The organism is Streptomyces sp. NPDC048258, assembly GCF_043201995.1.
Lineage (GTDB): Bacteria > Actinomycetota > Actinomycetes > Streptomycetales > Streptomycetaceae > Streptomyces.
Genome location: NZ_JBICZH010000010.1, coordinates 251,253 through 266,539 on the forward strand (window position 1 = coordinate 251,253; position 15,287 = coordinate 266,539).

The 15,287-nt window shown below is 70.5% G+C and carries 14 protein-coding genes and 1 pseudogene; 9 read left to right on the forward strand and 6 right to left on the reverse strand.

The features are described from left to right. Window positions 1-142: 142 nt before the first annotated feature. Together groES and groL are read left to right on the forward strand one after the other, a co-directional pair. Window positions 143-451, forward strand: a complete 309-nt coding sequence (gene groES / locus ACGFYQ_RS23825; protein ID WP_030230757.1) for a co-chaperone GroES — start codon at window positions 143-145, stop codon at window positions 449-451. Between the two features lie 136 nt (window positions 452-587). After that, entirely contained in the window at window positions 588-2,216 is a 1,629-nt protein-coding gene (gene groL, locus ACGFYQ_RS23830; RefSeq protein WP_393746976.1) for a chaperonin GroEL, read from the forward strand. Between the two features lie 66 nt (window positions 2,217-2,282). On the opposite strand, the gene ACGFYQ_RS23835 is transcribed toward groL, so the two are convergent. The 3 genes from ACGFYQ_RS23835 to ACGFYQ_RS23845 form a co-directional block, all read right to left on the reverse strand. Then, window positions 2,283-2,981 (reverse strand): ester cyclase, encoded by a 699-nt coding sequence (locus ACGFYQ_RS23835; protein ID WP_393746978.1) that lies wholly within the window; start codon window positions 2,979-2,981, stop codon window positions 2,283-2,285. Between the two features lie 72 nt (window positions 2,982-3,053). Beyond that, complete coding sequence (locus tag ACGFYQ_RS23840; RefSeq protein ID WP_393746980.1) at window positions 3,054-3,827, reverse strand: SDR family NAD(P)-dependent oxidoreductase; 774 nt, start codon at window positions 3,825-3,827, stop codon at window positions 3,054-3,056. Between the two features lie 30 nt (window positions 3,828-3,857). After that, complete coding sequence (locus tag ACGFYQ_RS23845; RefSeq protein WP_393747140.1) at window positions 3,858-4,544, reverse strand: MOSC domain-containing protein; 687 nt, start codon at window positions 4,542-4,544, stop codon at window positions 3,858-3,860. A gap of 89 nt (window positions 4,545-4,633) precedes the next feature. Here ACGFYQ_RS23845 and ACGFYQ_RS23850 point away from each other — a divergent pair, with 89 nt between their 5' ends. Continuing rightward, window positions 4,634-5,533 carry a LysR family transcriptional regulator gene (locus ACGFYQ_RS23850; RefSeq protein ID WP_393746982.1) on the forward strand — a complete coding sequence of 300 codons (900 nt, stop codon included), beginning with the start codon at window positions 4,634-4,636 and terminating at the stop codon, window positions 5,531-5,533. A gap of 131 nt (window positions 5,534-5,664) precedes the next feature. On the opposite strand, the gene ACGFYQ_RS23855 is transcribed toward ACGFYQ_RS23850, so the two are convergent. Further along, a complete protein-coding gene (locus ACGFYQ_RS23855) occupies window positions 5,665-5,991 on the reverse strand; it encodes a WhiB family transcriptional regulator (RefSeq protein WP_053786417.1) in 327 nt (108 codons plus the stop codon). Between the two features lie 379 nt (window positions 5,992-6,370). Between ACGFYQ_RS23855 and ACGFYQ_RS23860 the strand changes: the two genes are divergently transcribed. The 4 genes from ACGFYQ_RS23860 (at window position 6,371) to ACGFYQ_RS23875 (ending at window position 10,821) form a co-directional block, all read left to right on the forward strand. After that, entirely contained in the window at window positions 6,371-6,982 is a 612-nt protein-coding gene (locus ACGFYQ_RS23860; RefSeq protein ID WP_003948568.1) for a response regulator transcription factor, read from the forward strand. Between the two features lie 278 nt (window positions 6,983-7,260). Then, on the forward strand, window positions 7,261-7,890 hold the full coding sequence (locus tag ACGFYQ_RS23865) for a sigma-70 family RNA polymerase sigma factor (protein WP_030389108.1): 630 nt from the start codon (window positions 7,261-7,263) through the stop codon (window positions 7,888-7,890). Between the two features lie 162 nt (window positions 7,891-8,052). Next, window positions 8,053-9,552, forward strand: coding sequence for an IMP dehydrogenase (gene guaB, locus ACGFYQ_RS23870; protein ID WP_393746985.1), 1,500 nt, complete (start codon window positions 8,053-8,055; stop codon window positions 9,550-9,552). Between the two features lie 144 nt (window positions 9,553-9,696). Further along, window positions 9,697-10,821, forward strand: coding sequence for a GuaB3 family IMP dehydrogenase-related protein (locus tag ACGFYQ_RS23875; RefSeq protein ID WP_393746988.1), 1,125 nt, complete (start codon window positions 9,697-9,699; stop codon window positions 10,819-10,821). Window positions 10,822-10,902: 81 nt separating this feature from the next. Here ACGFYQ_RS23875 and ACGFYQ_RS23880 read toward each other — a convergent pair whose 3' ends face one another. Further along, complete coding sequence (locus ACGFYQ_RS23880; protein WP_393746990.1) at window positions 10,903-11,379, reverse strand: hypothetical protein; 477 nt, start codon at window positions 11,377-11,379, stop codon at window positions 10,903-10,905. Window positions 11,380-11,499: 120 nt separating this feature from the next. Next, window positions 11,500-12,729 (reverse strand): nucleotide sugar dehydrogenase, encoded by a 1,230-nt coding sequence (locus ACGFYQ_RS23885; RefSeq protein ID WP_393746992.1) that lies wholly within the window; start codon window positions 12,727-12,729, stop codon window positions 11,500-11,502. 258 nt (window positions 12,730-12,987) lie between these two features. Here ACGFYQ_RS23885 and ACGFYQ_RS23890 point away from each other — a divergent pair, with 258 nt between their 5' ends. Continuing rightward, complete coding sequence (locus ACGFYQ_RS23890; RefSeq protein ID WP_393746994.1) at window positions 12,988-14,694, forward strand: glycerol-3-phosphate dehydrogenase/oxidase; 1,707 nt, start codon at window positions 12,988-12,990, stop codon at window positions 14,692-14,694. A 353-nt stretch (window positions 14,695-15,047) separates the two neighbouring features. Then, window positions 15,048-15,287: pseudogene (locus tag ACGFYQ_RS23895) on the forward strand (hypothetical protein); the annotation flags it as partial.

A 15,287-nucleotide genomic window follows, 5' to 3' on the forward strand; every position in this document is an offset into this window, starting at 1 on the left:
CGCCGGAATAGTCTCGCACCTGGCACTCGCCCCTGGTGAGTGCCAACACAGCGACAGGCAGGTCCGGCACCCGCGACGACGGATCGACCTGGTCGCCACCTCAGACAGTTAACCCCGGATCTCCGAAGGGGGAGGTCGGATCGTGACGACCGCCAGCTCCAAGGTTGCCATCAAGCCGCTTGAGGACCGCATTGTGGTCCAGCCGCTCGACGCCGAGCAGACCACGGCCTCCGGCCTGGTCATCCCGGACACCGCGAAGGAGAAGCCCCAGGAGGGCGTCGTCCTCGCCGTGGGCCCGGGCCGGTTCGAGGACGGCCAGCGTCTCCCGCTGGACGTCAGCGTCGGCGACATCGTGCTGTACAGCAAGTACGGCGGCACCGAAGTGAAGTACAGCGGCGAGGAGTACCTCGTCCTCTCGGCTCGCGACGTGCTCGCGATCGTCGAGAAGTAATTCGCTTCCAGTTTTGATTTGAGCTGCGCCCCTGGTCACCCTGCTGATGCCGGGCGGCGAGGGGCGTAGTTCGTTCTAGGCGGTGGAGGTCGCGGTGAGCGGCCGAGGATCGCAACGAGAGGACTGAACCGCTCCCATGCCGAAGATCCTGAAGTTCGACGAGGACGCCCGTCGCGCCCTCGAGCGCGGCGTCAACAAGCTTGCCGACACGGTCAAGGTGACGATCGGCCCCAAGGGCCGCAACGTCGTCATCGACAAGAAGTTCGGCGCGCCCACCATCACCAACGACGGTGTCACCATCGCTCGCGAGGTCGAGCTGGACGACCCGTACGAGAACCTGGGCGCCCAGCTCGTGAAGGAGGTGGCGACCAAGACCAACGACATCGCGGGTGACGGCACCACCACCGCCACCGTGCTGGCCCAGGCGCTGGTCCGCGAGGGTCTGCGCAACGTCGCCGCGGGCGCGTCCCCGGCCGCCCTGAAGAAGGGCATCGACGCCGCGGTCAAGGCCGTCTCCGAGGAGCTCCTCGCGACCGCCCGTCCGATCGAGGACAAGTCCGACATCGCCGCCGTGGCCGCGCTCTCCGCGCAGGACCAGCAGGTCGGCGAGCTCATCGCCGAGGCGATGGACAAGGTCGGCAAGGACGGTGTCATCACCGTCGAGGAGTCCAACACCTTCGGCCTGGAGCTGGAGTTCACCGAGGGCATGGCCTTCGACAAGGGCTACCTCTCGCCGTACATGGTCTCCGACCAGGAGCGTATGGAGGCCGTCCTCGACGACCCGTACATCCTGATCAACCAGGGCAAGATCTCCTCCATCCAGGACCTCCTGCCGCTGCTGGAGAAGGTCATCCAGGCCGGCGCCTCCAAGCCGCTCCTGATCATCGCCGAGGACGTCGAGGGCGAGGCGCTCTCCACCCTCGTCGTCAACAAGATCCGCGGCACCTTCAACGCGGTCGCCGTCAAGGCCCCCGGCTTCGGTGACCGTCGCAAGGCGATGCTGCAGGACATGGCCACCCTCACCGGTGCCACCGTCATCGCCGAGGAGGTCGGCCTCAAGCTCGACCAGGCCGGTCTGGACGTACTGGGCTCCGCCCGCCGCGTCACGATCTCCAAGGACGACACGACCATCGTCGACGGTGGCGGCAGCCACGAGGAAGTCGTCGGGCGTGTCAACCAGATCAAGGCCGAGATCGAGTCCACGGACTCCGACTGGGACCGCGAGAAGCTGCAGGAGCGCCTGGCGAAGCTCGCCGGCGGCGTCTGCGTCATCAAGGTCGGCGCCGCCACCGAGGTGGAGCTCAAGGAGAAGAAGCACCGTCTCGAGGACGCCATCTCGGCGACCCGCGCCGCGGTCGAGGAGGGCATCGTCTCCGGCGGTGGCTCCGCGCTCGTCCACGCCGTCAAGGTCCTCGAGGGCAACCTCGGCCTGACCGGCGACGAGGCCACCGGTGTCGCGGTCGTGCGCCGCGCCGCCGTCGAGCCGCTGCGCTGGATCGCCGAGAACGCCGGTCTCGAGGGGTACGTCATCACCTCGAAGGTCGCCGAGCTCGACAAGGGCCAGGGCTTCAACGCCGCCACCGGCGAGTACGGCGACCTGGTCAAGGCCGGCGTCATCGACCCGGTGAAGGTCACCCGCTCCGCGCTGGAGAACGCCGCTTCCATCGCCTCCCTGCTGCTCACGACCGAGACCCTGGTCGTCGAGAAGCCGGCCGAGGAAGAGGGCGACGCGGGTCACGGCCACGGTCACGGCCACAGCCACTGATCGCCTCACGGCGTAAGGAAGGCCCCGTTCCGCAGTTGCGGAACGGGGCCTTCCCCGTACCCGTGGTCAGGACCCGGACATGCCCATCTCGCGCATGAGGCGTCCGATGTCGTACTGCCACCAGGCTTCGGTTATCTCGCCGTCCAGACAGCGGAAGGTGGTGCTGCCGAGGATGTCGTAGGTCTTCCCGGTGGGAGCGACTCCCATGAACTCTCCCTTGTGGGTGCCGTGCCAGGTCCACACGGTGGTGACGAAGTCGCCCTCGGCCAGCTGTGCCGTGATGTCGAAGGTCATGTCGAAGGCCGCGCGCCACATCTGCGCGTCCTCGCGCATGACGTCCCGCCCGATGACGGTGGACTCCTCCTTGCTGACGTCGTGGTCGATGTAGTTCGTCGCGAAGCACTCGTCGACGAGCGCCATGTTGCCCTTCTGGAGGATCTCCTCGAACACCCGGTTCGCGAGCATCTTGTTGAGGTTCTCGTCGCGGACCACGTCGAGGTTGGTGAAGGTGGGCATCCCCTCGCAGAGCGCCACCATCTCCCGGAACATCTTGTCCGTCTCCGGGAGATGAGAGTTCTTCATGGCCTCTTCGTACGAGGGGAATTCGACCACGTCCACGAAGTGGTTCTCGGCCTCGCGGTCCTTGCCCACGATGCTGTGGGTGACAGTGCGCTTGCCCTGGCTCTGCGAGACGTACCGGTCGAGCAGCTGGTTGAGGTCGTCCTGCCGACTGGTCTTGTAATCGATTATCTGTACGAATGTCATGGCGTCTCCCGGGCTGGATGGGACACGTCCAGTTTAGGTAGATTTCATCCATTCAGCTGGTGTACCGGCGAGTTACTGCGGCCCGTACTTGCGGCCCGTACGCGAGGACACGCCGCCCAGCAGCCCGCGCGGCGTCAGCTTCACCACGCCCATCAGTGCCTTGTACCGCGGGTCCGGGATCGACACCGTCTTCCCCCGCGCCAGGTCGGCCAGGGCCGCGGCCACCAGCTTGTCGGCGTCGAGCCACATCCAGCCGGGGATGTTGTCCGTGCCCATGCCCGCGCGCTCGTGGAACTCCGTCCGGACGAAGCCGGGGCACAGCGCCATCAGCCGCACCCCGGATCCCGCCATGTCCTTCGCCGCGCCCTGGGTGAACTGCACGACCCAGGCCTTGCTCGCCCCGTAGGTGCCGCGCGGTACGAAGGCGGCCACCGAGGCCACGTTGATCACGCCGCCGCGCCCGCGCGAGCGCATCGATCCGGCGGCCGCCGAGGTCAGCCGCAGGACCGCCTCGACGTGCACCTTCAGCATGGTGAGTTCGTCGGCCATGGAGACCTCGAGGTAGCGGCCCTTGTTGCCGAAGCCGGCGTTGTTGACCAGCAGGTCCACCGGGTGGGTGCGGTCGCCGAGGCGCTCCTCGACCGCCGCGATGCCCTCCTCGGTGGACAGGTCGGCGGCCAGTACCTCGGCCTCGATGCCGTGCCGGTCGTGCAGCTCGGTGGCCTGCTCGCCGAGGCGCTTGGCGTCACGCGCCACCAGCACCAGGTTGTGGCCCTGGGCGGCGAGCCGCCGGGCGAAGGCGGCGCCGATGCCCGCCGTGGATCCCGTAATCAACGCAGTCGTCATAGGCGCAACCTAGCCGCCCCGGGTGTGGTTCTACCTCGCCCCGGCCCCGGCCCCGTACTTCTCCACGTACCGGCGCACGGTCTCGTGGCCCTCCGGCTCCATCGCGTCGCCCGCCGCCAGGGTGCGCGGCAGCAGCGCGCGCTCCGTGGTGAAGGCGCGGAACCAGAATTCCACCGTCACCTCGTGGTCCGCGCGGTGGATGACCTCGATGGCGTCGCCGGGGGAGACCGAGCCCTCCTCGACCACCCGCAGGTACGCGCCCGGCCGCGCCGCCTGGGTGAACCGCCTGACCCAGGCGCTCTCGCCGAGGGCCCCCTGGAAGGTCCGGCACGGGATGCGGGCCGAGGCGACTTCGAGGACCAGGTCCGCGCCGACCCGCCAGCGGTCGCCGAGGCGCGCGCCGTTCAGGTCGATGCCGGAGGTGGTGAAGTTCTCGCCGAAGATCCCGCCGGGCAGCTCGCGGCCCAGCTCGGCCTCCCAGAGGTCCAGGTCCTCGCGCGCGTACGCGTAGACGGCCTGGTGGTCGCCGCCGTGGTGGCGGCGGTCGCACACGGTGTCGCCCTCCAGGCCGCTGCCGTGGCCGGTCGCCCTCGGGCCCGGGGCGAAGACGCGGACCGGCCCGGGGACCGGGCGCTTGCCGTGGCCCGTTACCCCGCCCTCCGCGTCGGTGTAGTCGACGGCCTCGGCGCGGCCGACGTTCACGGAGATCAGATGCATGGGACCCATGCGCACACGCTAACCGAGCCCGCCCCAAAGTGTCACAACGGTATTCGCGCGACGGTCAAAGCAGGGCTTATGCTCAAAAGGTGATCGAGGCACGTCATCTCCGGGTTCTGCGCGCTGTCGCCGGGACCGGGTCCTTCTCCGCCGCCGCCCGCGAGCTCGGCTGCACCCAGCCCGCCGTCTCCCAGCAGATGAAGGCGCTTGAGCAGTCGGCCGGCACCCCGCTGCTCATCCGCACCGGCCGCGAGATGCGGCTGACCCAGGCCGGTGAGGCCCTGGTCCGGCATGCCGCGGGCATCCTGGCCGGGCTGACCGCCGCCGAGGAGGAGGTCGCGGCCATCGCCGGGCTGCGCGCGGGCCGGGTCCGGCTGGTGTCCTTCCCCAGCGGCAGCTCCACGCTGGTGCCCACCGCGCTCGCCGCGATGCGCGCCGAGCACCCGGGCACGCGTATCTCCCTCGTCGAGGCCGAACCGCCGCGCTCGGTGGAGATGCTGCGCGAGGGGGACTGCGACCTGGCGCTGGCCTTCCGGTACGGCGGATCGTCGAGCTCCGTGGCGGAGTGGGAGGACCTCGTGGTGCGCCCGCTGCTGACCGACCGGCTCGTCGGGCTGGTCCCCGACGGGCACCGGCTGGCCGGGGCGGAGCGCGTGGGCATGGCGGAGCTGGCCGACGAGCCGTGGATCGCGGGCTGTCCGCGCTGTCGCCGCCATCTGGTGGAGGTGTGCGAGAGCGCGGGCTTCACCCCGCGGATCGACTTCGCGACCGACGACTACCCGGCGGTGGTCGGTCTGGTCGGTGCCGGGCTGGGCGTCGCGGTGCTGCCGGAGCTCGCGGTGGAGTCCGTACGGGCCAAGGGCGTCAGCACGGTGGCCGTGGAGCCGGCCGTCGAGCGGGAGGTCGTGGCGCTGACCCTGCCCGACCTGGCCAGGGTCCCGGCGGTGGCCGCGACCCTGGCCGAGCTGGAGCGGGCCGCCACGCGCTGACCGTGCTCATGGTGTCGGGTACGGCCGAACGGGTGACATTCCGCGCGGGACTGCGACACGCCCGGCGACGGCGGCGGTCCGAGAATCTCGCGGACACCGCAGCAACGTTCCTTCGGACGTTTGTACTCGTATCAGTGCGGCGGGATCGGTCCGATCGTGCTGGATGCGGGGATCAGGCGATGCCGGGCGCGGCCCATCAGTTCCTCGCGCTCGTCCTCGGTGAGGCCTCCCCACACCCCGTAGGGCTCGCGGACGGCGAGTGCGTGCGCGGCGCATTCCGAACGCACCGGGCATCGCATGCAGACCTCTTTAGCCGAGGCCTCGCGCGCGCTCCTGGCCGCGCCCCGCTCACCTTCCGGGTGGAAGAAGAGGGAGCTGTCGACCCCGCGGCAGGCAGCGAGCAGCTGCCAGTCCCAGAGGTCGGCGTTCGGTCCGGGGAGGCGGGAGAAATCTGCCATTGGTAGTCCTCTTGGTGCCGGTACTGAGGCGGATACGGTCCATGTCTCCACACCTACTGTCGTAGTAGATGTAAATATGACTCATTGGGAATCTAGCCTCAGACACGTGCCAAACGGAAGGAAAGCCGCCAAATAGGGCATAGCTCCAGATGGAGGACGAGCGGCTCGCGCCTCCAACGGCGTGATCGCTTCCTCACGTAGAGTGCTGAAGGTGTCCGTCCGACCCGTAACTCTTTCGAGTGACCATCGTTGAGAGTGCGAAGGCGGTTGAACCAATAAGTTCTCGGACAGGTGTCCGGGAGCATCGACCGCACAGGTGACGATACGTACCAGCCTGGAGGCTCAAGGTGACGCGCATCAGCAGCTGCGGAGGGCGGTCATGACATCCGTCCTCGTCTGCGACGACTCCCCGCTTGCCCGAGAGGCGCTCCGTCGCGCGGTTGCCACCGTGCCCGGCGTCGAGCGTGTGACGACGGCTGCCAACGGCGAGGAAGTCCTCCGCCGCTGGGGTGCCGACCGCTCCGACCTGATTCTGATGGATGTACGGATGCCCGGGCTCGGCGGTGTGGAGACGGTCCGCCGACTGCTCTCGGCCGACCCCGGCGCCCGCATCATCATGCTGACGGTCGCCGAGGACCTGGACGGCGTGGCCCTCGCGGTCGCCGCCGGCGCCCGGGGTTACCTGCACAAGGACGCCTCGCGCGCCGAACTGCGGGCCACGGTCACCCAGGCCCTCGCCGACCCGACCTGGCGGCTGGCCCCGCGCCGGCTCCGCTCGGCCGAGATGGGCGCGGCGCCCACCCTCACCGCCCGTGAGATCCAGGTGCTGGAGGGCATGAGCCACGGCCGGTCCAACGCGGAGATCGGGCGCGAGCTCTTCCTCTCCGAGGACACGGTCAAGACGCACGCCCGCAGGCTGTTCAAGAAGCTCGGCGCCTCGGACCGGGCGCACGCCGTGGCGCTCGGCTTCCGCTGGGGCCTGGTCCGCTGACCCACGGGTCGCGGTCCGGTCCGTGTCCCGCCGTACCCGGTGCGCACCCGGGGATTGGCGGGGCACAATCCGGGGGACGTGTCGCTTCGTGCGCGATGCCGCATCCTTGAGGGTGTGCCGCATTCTTGGAGATGTGGAGTCCTCGTCCTTGGGGACCATTCGGCCGAGCGGGAGGGGAGGGCGCAATCATGAGTTCCGGCGCACCCGCTCATAACGCTTCGATGCACGAAACCGGCCGTGGTGCCACGGAAGCTCCGGCGTCAAGGCACCATGGATTGATGCGCGACGACGAGGCCCTGGGGTCACCCGCGGCCACAGGCCCCACCGGCGCCGCCAAAGGCGGTAGTGCCGGGGGTGTCAGCGCGCTCGTACGCCGAGCCGTGGAGGGCGACGAGCAGGCCACGCACGACCTGCTCGCGTTCGTCCACCCGCTCGCCATCCGCTACTGCCGCACCCGGCTGTCGCGACTCCCGGGTGACGCTCGCCACTTCGTGGAGGACCTGGCGCAGGAAGTCTGCGTCGCCGTCCTGATGGCGCTGCCGCGCTACCGGGACACCGGGCGGCCCTTCGAGGCCTTCGTCTTCGCCATCGCCGCGCACAAGGTCGCCGACCTGCAGCGGGCCGCAATGCGGCACCCGGGCAGCACGGCCGTGCCCTCGGACGAGATGCCGGAGCGGCCCGACGACTCGCTGGGTCCGGAGGAGCGGGCGCTGCTCAGCAGTGACGCGGCCTGGGCCAAGAAGCTGCTGGCCAACCTTCCGGAGAACCAGCGCGAGCTCCTCGTACTGCGGGTGGCCGTCGGGCTGACCGCCGAGGAGACCGGGCAGATGCTCGGCATGTCCCCCGGGGCCGTGCGCGTCGCCCAGCACCGGGCGCTCAGCCGGCTCCGCGCGCTCGCCGAGCAGTAGGAGTCCCCGCGGGAATGCCGACAGGCATTCCCGCGAGAATCCCGGCAAGGATCTCCGTAGGAAACTACGAAAATTGGGCTTGACCTTGGTCGTGGAATGAGACGCGTCGGGATCCCGTTAGCATGGACATCCGCGCTGAGCAAGACCATTTGGGAAGGTGTCATGACCGCCGACGGAGTGCCCGACAAATTCGCCACGCTCGGACTGACCTACGACGACGTGCTGCTGCTGCCGGGCGCGTCGGACATGTCGCCTGATGCGATCGACACCTCCTCCCTCATCTCCCGGAACGTGCGCGTGAACGTTCCGCTGCTGTCCGCGGCGATGGACAAGGTCACCGAGGCCCGCATGGCCATCGCGATGGCCCGCCAGGGCGGTGTCGGCGTACTGCACCGCAACCTGTCGATCGCGGACCAGGCCAACCAGGTCGACCTGGTCAAGCGCTCCGAGTCCGGCATGGTCACCGACCCGATCACGGTGCACCCGGACGCGACGCTGGGCGAGGCCGACGAGCTGTGCGCGAAGTTCCGCATCTCCGGCGTCCCGGTCACGGACGCGGCGGGCAAGCTGCTCGGCATCGTCACCAACCGCGACATGGCCTTCGAGTCGGACCGCAGCCGCCAGGTGCGCGAGGTCATGACCCCGATGCCGCTGGTCACGGGCAAGGTCGGCATCTCCGGCGTGGACGCCATGGAGCTGCTGCGCCGCCACAAGATCGAGAAGCTTCCGCTGGTCGACGACGCGGGCATCCTCAAGGGCCTCATCACGGTCAAGGACTTCGTCAAGGCCGAGAAGTACCCGAACGCCGCCAAGGACAAGGGCGGCCGGCTGCTCGTCGGCGCGGCCGTCGGTGTCGCCGGTGACGCGTACGACCGCGCCCAGGCCCTGATCGAGGCGGGCGCCGACTTCATCGTCGTCGACACCGCCCACGGCCACTCCCGCCTGGTCGGCGACATGGTCGCCAAGATCAAGTCGAACTCCGGCGTGGACGTCATCGGCGGCAACGTCGCCACCCGCGACGGCGCCCAGGCGCTGATCGACGCCGGCTGCGACGGCATCAAGGTCGGTGTCGGCCCCGGCTCCATCTGCACCACCCGCGTGGTCGCCGGCATCGGCGTCCCGCAGGTCACCGCGATCTACGAGGCCTCCCTCGCCGCCAAGGCCGCGGGCGTCCCGGTCATCGGCGACGGCGGCCTCCAGTACTCCGGCGACATCGCGAAGGCCCTGGTCGCGGGTGCCGACACGGTGATGCTCGGCTCGCTGCTCGCGGGCTGCGAGGAGTCCCCGGGCGAGCTGCTCTTCATCAACGGCAAGCAGTTCAAGTCGTACCGCGGCATGGGCTCGCTCGGCGCGATGCAGTCCCGTGGCGACCAGCGCTCCTTCTCCAAGGACCGCTACTTCCAGGAGGGCGTGGGCGGCGACGACAAGCTCATCCCCGAGGGCATCGAGGGCCAGGTTCCCTACCGCGGCCCGCTCTCCGCGGTCGTGCACCAGCTCGTCGGCGGCCTGCGCCAGTCGATGTTCTACGTCGGCGGCCGCACGGTCCCCGAGCTGCAGGAGCGGGGCCGCTTCGTCCGGATCACCTCGGCGGGCCTCAAGGAGAGCCACCCGCACGACATCCAGATGACGGTGGAAGCACCGAACTACAGCCGCAAGGGCTGAACAGAGTGACCGTGTGAGGGGCGGGCCCGTCGGGCCCGCCCCTTCGCCGTGCCCGCCGTGACGTCCGTACAGCGGTCATGGGAACGCGACTCTCCGGCGTTCGGGGATACTGGACGGGCAGACCCAGAGGAAAGGCCACCACACGTGACTGAGATCGAGATCGGGCGCGGCAAGCGCGGCCGCAGGGCGTACGCGTTCGACGACATCGCCATCGTCCCGAGCCGGCGGACCCGGGACCCGAAGGAGGTCTCGATCGCCTGGCAGATCGACGCGTACCGCTTCGAGCTCCCCTTCCTGGCCGCCCCCATGGACTCGGTCGTCTCCCCGCAGACCGCGATCCGCATCGGCGAGCTCGGCGGCCTCGGCGTGCTGAACCTCGAAGGCCTGTGGACCCGCTACGAGGACCCGCAGCCCTTGCTCGACGAGATCACGGAGCTGGACGAGGAGTCCGCGACCCGTCGTCTCCAGGAGATCTACTCCGCGCCGATCCAGGCGGACCTGATCCGGCAGCGCATCAAGGAGGTGCGCGACTCGGGCGTCGTCACCGCCGCCGCGCTCTCCCCGCAGCGCACCGCCGAGTTCTCCAAGGCCGTCGTGGACGCGGGCGTGGACATCTTCGTGATCCGCGGCACGACCGTGTCGGCGGAGCACGTCTCCGGCGCCGCCGAGCCGCTGAACCTCAAGCAGTTCATCTACGAGCTCGACGTCCCGGTCATCGTGGGCGGCTGCGCCACCTACACCGCGGCCCTGCACCTGATGCGCACCGGCGCCGCGGGTGTCCTGGTCGGCTTCGGCGGCGGCGCCGCGCACACCACGCGCAACGTGCTCGGCATCCAGGTCCCGATGGCGACCGCCGTCGCGGACGTGGCCGCGGCCCGCCGCGACTACATGGACGAGTCCGGCGGCCGGTACGTGCACGTCATCGCCGACGGCGGCGTGGGCTGGTCGGGCGACATCCCGAAGGCCGTCGCCTGCGGCGCGGACGCCGTGATGATGGGCTCCCCCCTGGCCCGTGCCACCGACGCGCCCGGCAAGGGCAACCACTGGGGCATGGAGGCCGTCCACGAGGACGTGCCGCGCGGCAAGAAGGTCGACCTGGGCACGGTCGGCACCACCGAGGAGATCCTCACCGGCCCGTCGCACAGCCCGGACGGCTCGATGAACATCTTCGGCGCGCTGCGCCGCTCGATGGCCACCACCGGCTACAGCGAGCTCAAGGAGTTCCAGCGGGTCGAGGTCACGATCGCGGACTCGCAGCACAGCCGCTGACCGGCTCCTTTCCGTACGTACGCCGGAGGGCCGGCACCCCGAGCGGGGTGCCGGCCCTCCGGCGTGTGCGGTGCGACCGCGTCAGTTGGTGCCGATCTTGCGGGCCGTCTGGAAGGCGGCGTAGCCACCGATGGCGAGGAAGAGGTAGGTCATGGGGCTCGACGCTTCCTTCCACAGCTCGACCAGCGGGGAGACGCCGACGCCGAGCACGTCCATGGTGGTCGTGCCGAGCTCGTCCGCGGCGATCCAGGCGATGCCGAAGATCTGGCCCGCGAAGATGGCGGCCAGGGAGAGGATGGCGCTGAGGACCGGCAGGACCGGGTTCGGGCCGCCCAGCTTGCCGGCGGCGAAGCCGACGAGGGCTCCGACACCCACGGCGGCGTAGCCGATCTGGTAGCCGCTGGCGCCGATGATCGCGCCGTAGACACCGGTGGTGACAAGGGCCGCGACGACGGCGGCGACGATGCCGAGGCCGAAGTTGCCGGTGCGGGCCGGGGCCGGGGCGGCGGGCGCCTCGATGACGGAGTCGGGCGCGGGCGGCTGGATGTTCTGGCTCATGGGTGATCCCCCCCAGGGATGCGTGGGGCACACGTGTCCAGGGGGACGTATGTGCGAGATAAGTGACGCCGCAGGCTAGCAGGCGGCCATGACATCCGTGAGGGGCATTTCCCGGTGCGTTCAGAGGCGGTGGGCCGCGCCCGCCGGGCTGGCGCCACGGGTGTCCAGGAGCAACTGGGCCTTCACCGCGAGGCCTTGCAGGTCGTACGTGCGGTGGTGCTGGAGCAGGATCGTCAGATCGGCGTTGGCGGCGGCCTCGTACAACGATTCGGCACGGGGGACCGGCTGGTCCCGGACCCGCCAGCCCGTGATGTACGGGTCGTGGTAGCTGACGAGCGCCCCCAGGTCGAGGAGGCGGCTGGCGATCTCGCGGGCCGGGGAGCCCTCCTGGTCGGCGAGGTCGGGCTTGTAGGTGACGCCCAGGAGGAGGACGCGGGCGCCGCGGGCGGATTTGCCGTGCTCGTTCAGCAGGGTGGCGGAACGCTGGATGACGTACTGCGGCATCCGGTTGTTGATCTCCTGCGCCAGGCCGATCATGCGCAGGGGGTGGCCGGGGGTGCGGGTGGTGTGGGGGAGGTAGTTCGGGTCGAGGGGGACCCCGTGGCCGCCGACTCCCGGGCCGGGGCGGAACGCCTGGAAGCCGTACGGCTTGGTCTCGGCGCAGCGGATGACGTCCCACAGGTCGACACCGAGGTCGTGGCAGAGCACCGCCATCTCGTTCATGAGGGCGATGTTCACGTGCCGGTAGTTGGTCTCCAGGAGCTGTACGGTCTCGGCCTCGCGCAGGCCGCGGGCGCGGACGACCTTCTCGGTGAGGCGGGCGTAGAAGGCGTGCGCGGACTCCGTGCAGGCGGGGGTGAGGCCGCCGATCACCTTGGGGGTGTTGGAGATGCCGTGCGTGCGGTTGCCCGGGTCGAGGCGGCTGGGGGAGTAGGCCAGGTGGAAGTCCCGGCCCGCCCGGAGCCCGGAGCCCTCTTCGAGGATCGGGCGGAGGTAGTCCTCGGTGACGCCCGGGTGGACGGCGGATTCGAGGATCACGGTGGTGTGGGGGCGCAGCCGGGCGGCGAGCGCGTGCCCGGCCTCGCCGACGGCGGACAGGTCCAGTGCTCGATCGGCGCCGAGCTGGGTGGGCGCGCAGATGACGGCGGTGCGGACCCGGCCGAGCTCGGCGGGGTTGGTGGTGACCCGGAAGCCGGCCGCCGACATGCGGCGGATCTCGGCGGCGGTGAGGGTGGAGTCCGTGACCGGACCGCTGTCGTAGCCGACCGTCTCGATCCCGGCGGCGACGGCCGCCTGGGCGAGGGGGAGGCCGAGATGGCCGAGTCCGATGACGGCGAGGTCTGCGGGCATGGGGGTGCCGTCCCTTCCCTGACATGAGGGGGATGCGCGCGCAAGTCCTGTGGACGGGGGAAGCCCGGAGGGAGCTGGCGCAATGTCAGACTAGGCGTATATATGAAAGATATGTCGCATTCTGGGGTGGTGGTCGCCGTTGTGTTGTCCACAGGCGGTGGCTGATGAGGGTGCGGGCGGTCAGAATCATGAAACGGGGCATGTGAGCGGGATCACCCGCACGACGCGGGGGACACCCGCACCAAACGGGAGGCAGCCGTGAGGACAGCGACACTGGGACCGGCGCAGCGCGCCGAGGCCCTCGCCCGGATGGCCGAGCGGGAGCTGGACGTACTGGTCGTGGGCGCGGGCGTGGTCGGCGCCGGCACCGCGCTCGACGCGGCGACCAGAGGTCTGTCGACCGGGCTGGTGGAGGCGCGCGACTGGGCGTCCGGCACGTCGAGCAGGTCGAGCAAGCTGATCCACGGCGGCCTGCGGTACCTGGAGATGCTCGACTTCGCCCTCGTACGGGAGGCGCTCAAGGAGCGCGGCCTGCTGCTGGAGCGCCTCGCGCCGCACCTGGTGAAGCCGGTGCCGTTCCTCTACCCCTTGCAGCACAAGGGCTGGGAGCGGCTGTACGCCGGCTCGGGCGTCGCGCTCTACGACGCGATGTCGGTCTCCAGCGGGCACGGGCGGGGGCTGCCGGTGCACCGGCACCTGTCGCGCAAGCGCGCACTGCGGGTGGCGCCGGCGCTGCGCAAGGACGCGCTGGTGGGCGCCCTGCAGTACTACGACGCCCAGATGGACGACGCGCGGTACGTGGCCACGCTGGTGCGGACGGCCGCGGCGTACGGGGCGCACTGCGCCAACCGGGCGAGGGTGATCGGCTTCCTGCGCGAGGGCGAACGGGTGGTCGGGGCGCGGGTGCGGGACGTCGAGGGCGGCGGGGAGTACGAGATCCGCGCGAAGCAGATCGTGAACGCGACGGGGGTGTGGACGGACGACACCCAGGCGCTGATCGGGGAGCGCGGGCAGTTCCACGTACGGGCGTCGAAGGGCATCCACCTGGTCGTGCCGAAGGACCGGATCCATTCGAGCACCGGGCTGATCCTGCGGACCGAGAAGTCGGTGCTGTTCGTCATCCCCTGGGGCCGGCACTGGATCGTGGGGACCACGGACACCGACTGGGATCTGGACAAGGCGCACCCGGCGGCGTCGAGCGCGGACATCGACTATCTGCTGGAGCACGTGAACTCGGTGCTGTCGGTGCCGCTGACGCGTGACGACGTACAGGGGGTGTACGCGGGACTGCGGCCGTTGCTCGCCGGGGAGTCGGACGCGACGAGCAAGCTGTCGCGCGAGCACACGGTGGCGCACCCGGTGCCGGGGCTGGTGGTGGTCGCGGGCGGCAAGTACACGACGTACCGGGTCATGGCCAAGGACGCGGTCGACGAGGCGGTGCACGGGCTGGACCAGCGGGTCGCGGAGTGCGTGACGGAGGACGTGCCGCTGGTCGGCGCGGAGGGGTACCGGGCGCTGTGGAACGCGCGGGCGAGGACCGCGGCCCGGACGGGCCTTCATGTGGTGAGGGTGGAGCACCTGTTGAACCGGTACGGATCGCTGACGGAGGAACTGCTGGACCTGATCGCCGCCGATCCGGGGCTGGGGGAGCCGGTGGCCGGGGCGGACGACTACCTGCGGGCGGAGATCGTGTACGCGGCCTCGCACGAAGGGGCGCGGCACCTGGACGACGTACTGACGCGGCGGACGCGGATCTCGATCGAGACCTTCGACCGGGGGACGCGGTCGGCGCGGGAGTGCGCGGAGTTGATGGCGCCGGTCCTGGGGTGGGACAAGCAGCAGATCGAGAAGGAAGTGGAGCACTACGAGAAGCGGGTCCAGGCGGAGCGGGAATCGCAGCGCCAGCCCGACGACCAGACGGCGGACGCGGCGCGGCTGGGGGCGCCCGACATCGTTCCGTTGTAACTCCGGCATGCGGAAGGGGGAACCGCGGACCCGGGGCGCCCGTCCGTTGCGGAGTGAGGAACAATGAGGGTTCTGCCGGGGCGGGTTACCGCGGACCCCGGCAGCTGCCGGGGCCGCCGGAGCGGGCGGCACGATCGCAGAGGGGACGCATGTCGAAGCCGGAGCACGGGACGCCTGCGGCGAAGCCCGATGATGTGGGGGTTGCGGCTCCGGCTGAGTCGGCCGAGGCCGCGCCTGTTGAGGGCGCGGAGCCTGCGGCCGCGAAGCTGGGGTTGACGAAGGCCGGGCCCGAGGACGCGAAGCCCGCGGCCGCCGCGCCTGCGGCGAAGCCGGAGGGTGCCGAGCCTGCGGCTGTGGCGGAGTCCGAGGCCGACGAGGCCGAACCCGCTCCCGCGGTGGAGCCCGAGGACGCGGAGCCGGTGGCCGACGCCGGTGCGCCCAAGGCGGAGCCCGAGGACGCGAAGCCCGCTGCGGAGCCCAAGGCCGACAAGGCCGTGCCCGCTCCCGCGGTGGAGCCCGAGGGCGCGGAGCCGGTGGCCGACGCCGGTGCGCCCAAGGCGGAGCCCGAGGACGCGAAGCCCGCTGCGGAGCCC

What these genes read in the sequence shown, in the direction of transcription:
- groL (WP_393746976.1), top strand. Translation starts at nt 588, where the DNA reads ATGCCGAAGATCCTGAAGTTCGACGAGGACGCCCGTCGCGCCCTCGAG.
- ACGFYQ_RS23835 (WP_393746978.1), bottom strand. Translation starts at nt 2,981, where the DNA reads ATGACATTCGTACAGATAATCGATTACAAGACCAGTCGGCAGGACGAC.
- ACGFYQ_RS23840 (WP_393746980.1), bottom strand. Translation starts at nt 3,827, where the DNA reads ATGACGACTGCGTTGATTACGGGATCCACGGCGGGCATCGGCGCCGCC.
- ACGFYQ_RS23845 (WP_393747140.1), bottom strand. Translation starts at nt 4,544, where the DNA reads ATGCATCTGATCTCCGTGAACGTCGGCCGCGCCGAGGCCGTCGACTAC.
- ACGFYQ_RS23855 (WP_053786417.1), bottom strand. Translation starts at nt 5,991, where the DNA reads ATGGCAGATTTCTCCCGCCTCCCCGGACCGAACGCCGACCTCTGGGAC.
- ACGFYQ_RS23860 (WP_003948568.1), top strand. Translation starts at nt 6,371, where the DNA reads ATGACATCCGTCCTCGTCTGCGACGACTCCCCGCTTGCCCGAGAGGCG.
- ACGFYQ_RS23865 (WP_030389108.1), top strand. Translation starts at nt 7,261, where the DNA reads ATGCGCGACGACGAGGCCCTGGGGTCACCCGCGGCCACAGGCCCCACC.
- guaB (WP_393746985.1), top strand. Translation starts at nt 8,053, where the DNA reads ATGACCGCCGACGGAGTGCCCGACAAATTCGCCACGCTCGGACTGACC.
- ACGFYQ_RS23880 (WP_393746990.1), bottom strand. Translation starts at nt 11,379, where the DNA reads ATGAGCCAGAACATCCAGCCGCCCGCGCCCGACTCCGTCATCGAGGCG.
- ACGFYQ_RS23885 (WP_393746992.1), bottom strand. Translation starts at nt 12,729, where the DNA reads ATGCCCGCAGACCTCGCCGTCATCGGACTCGGCCATCTCGGCCTCCCC.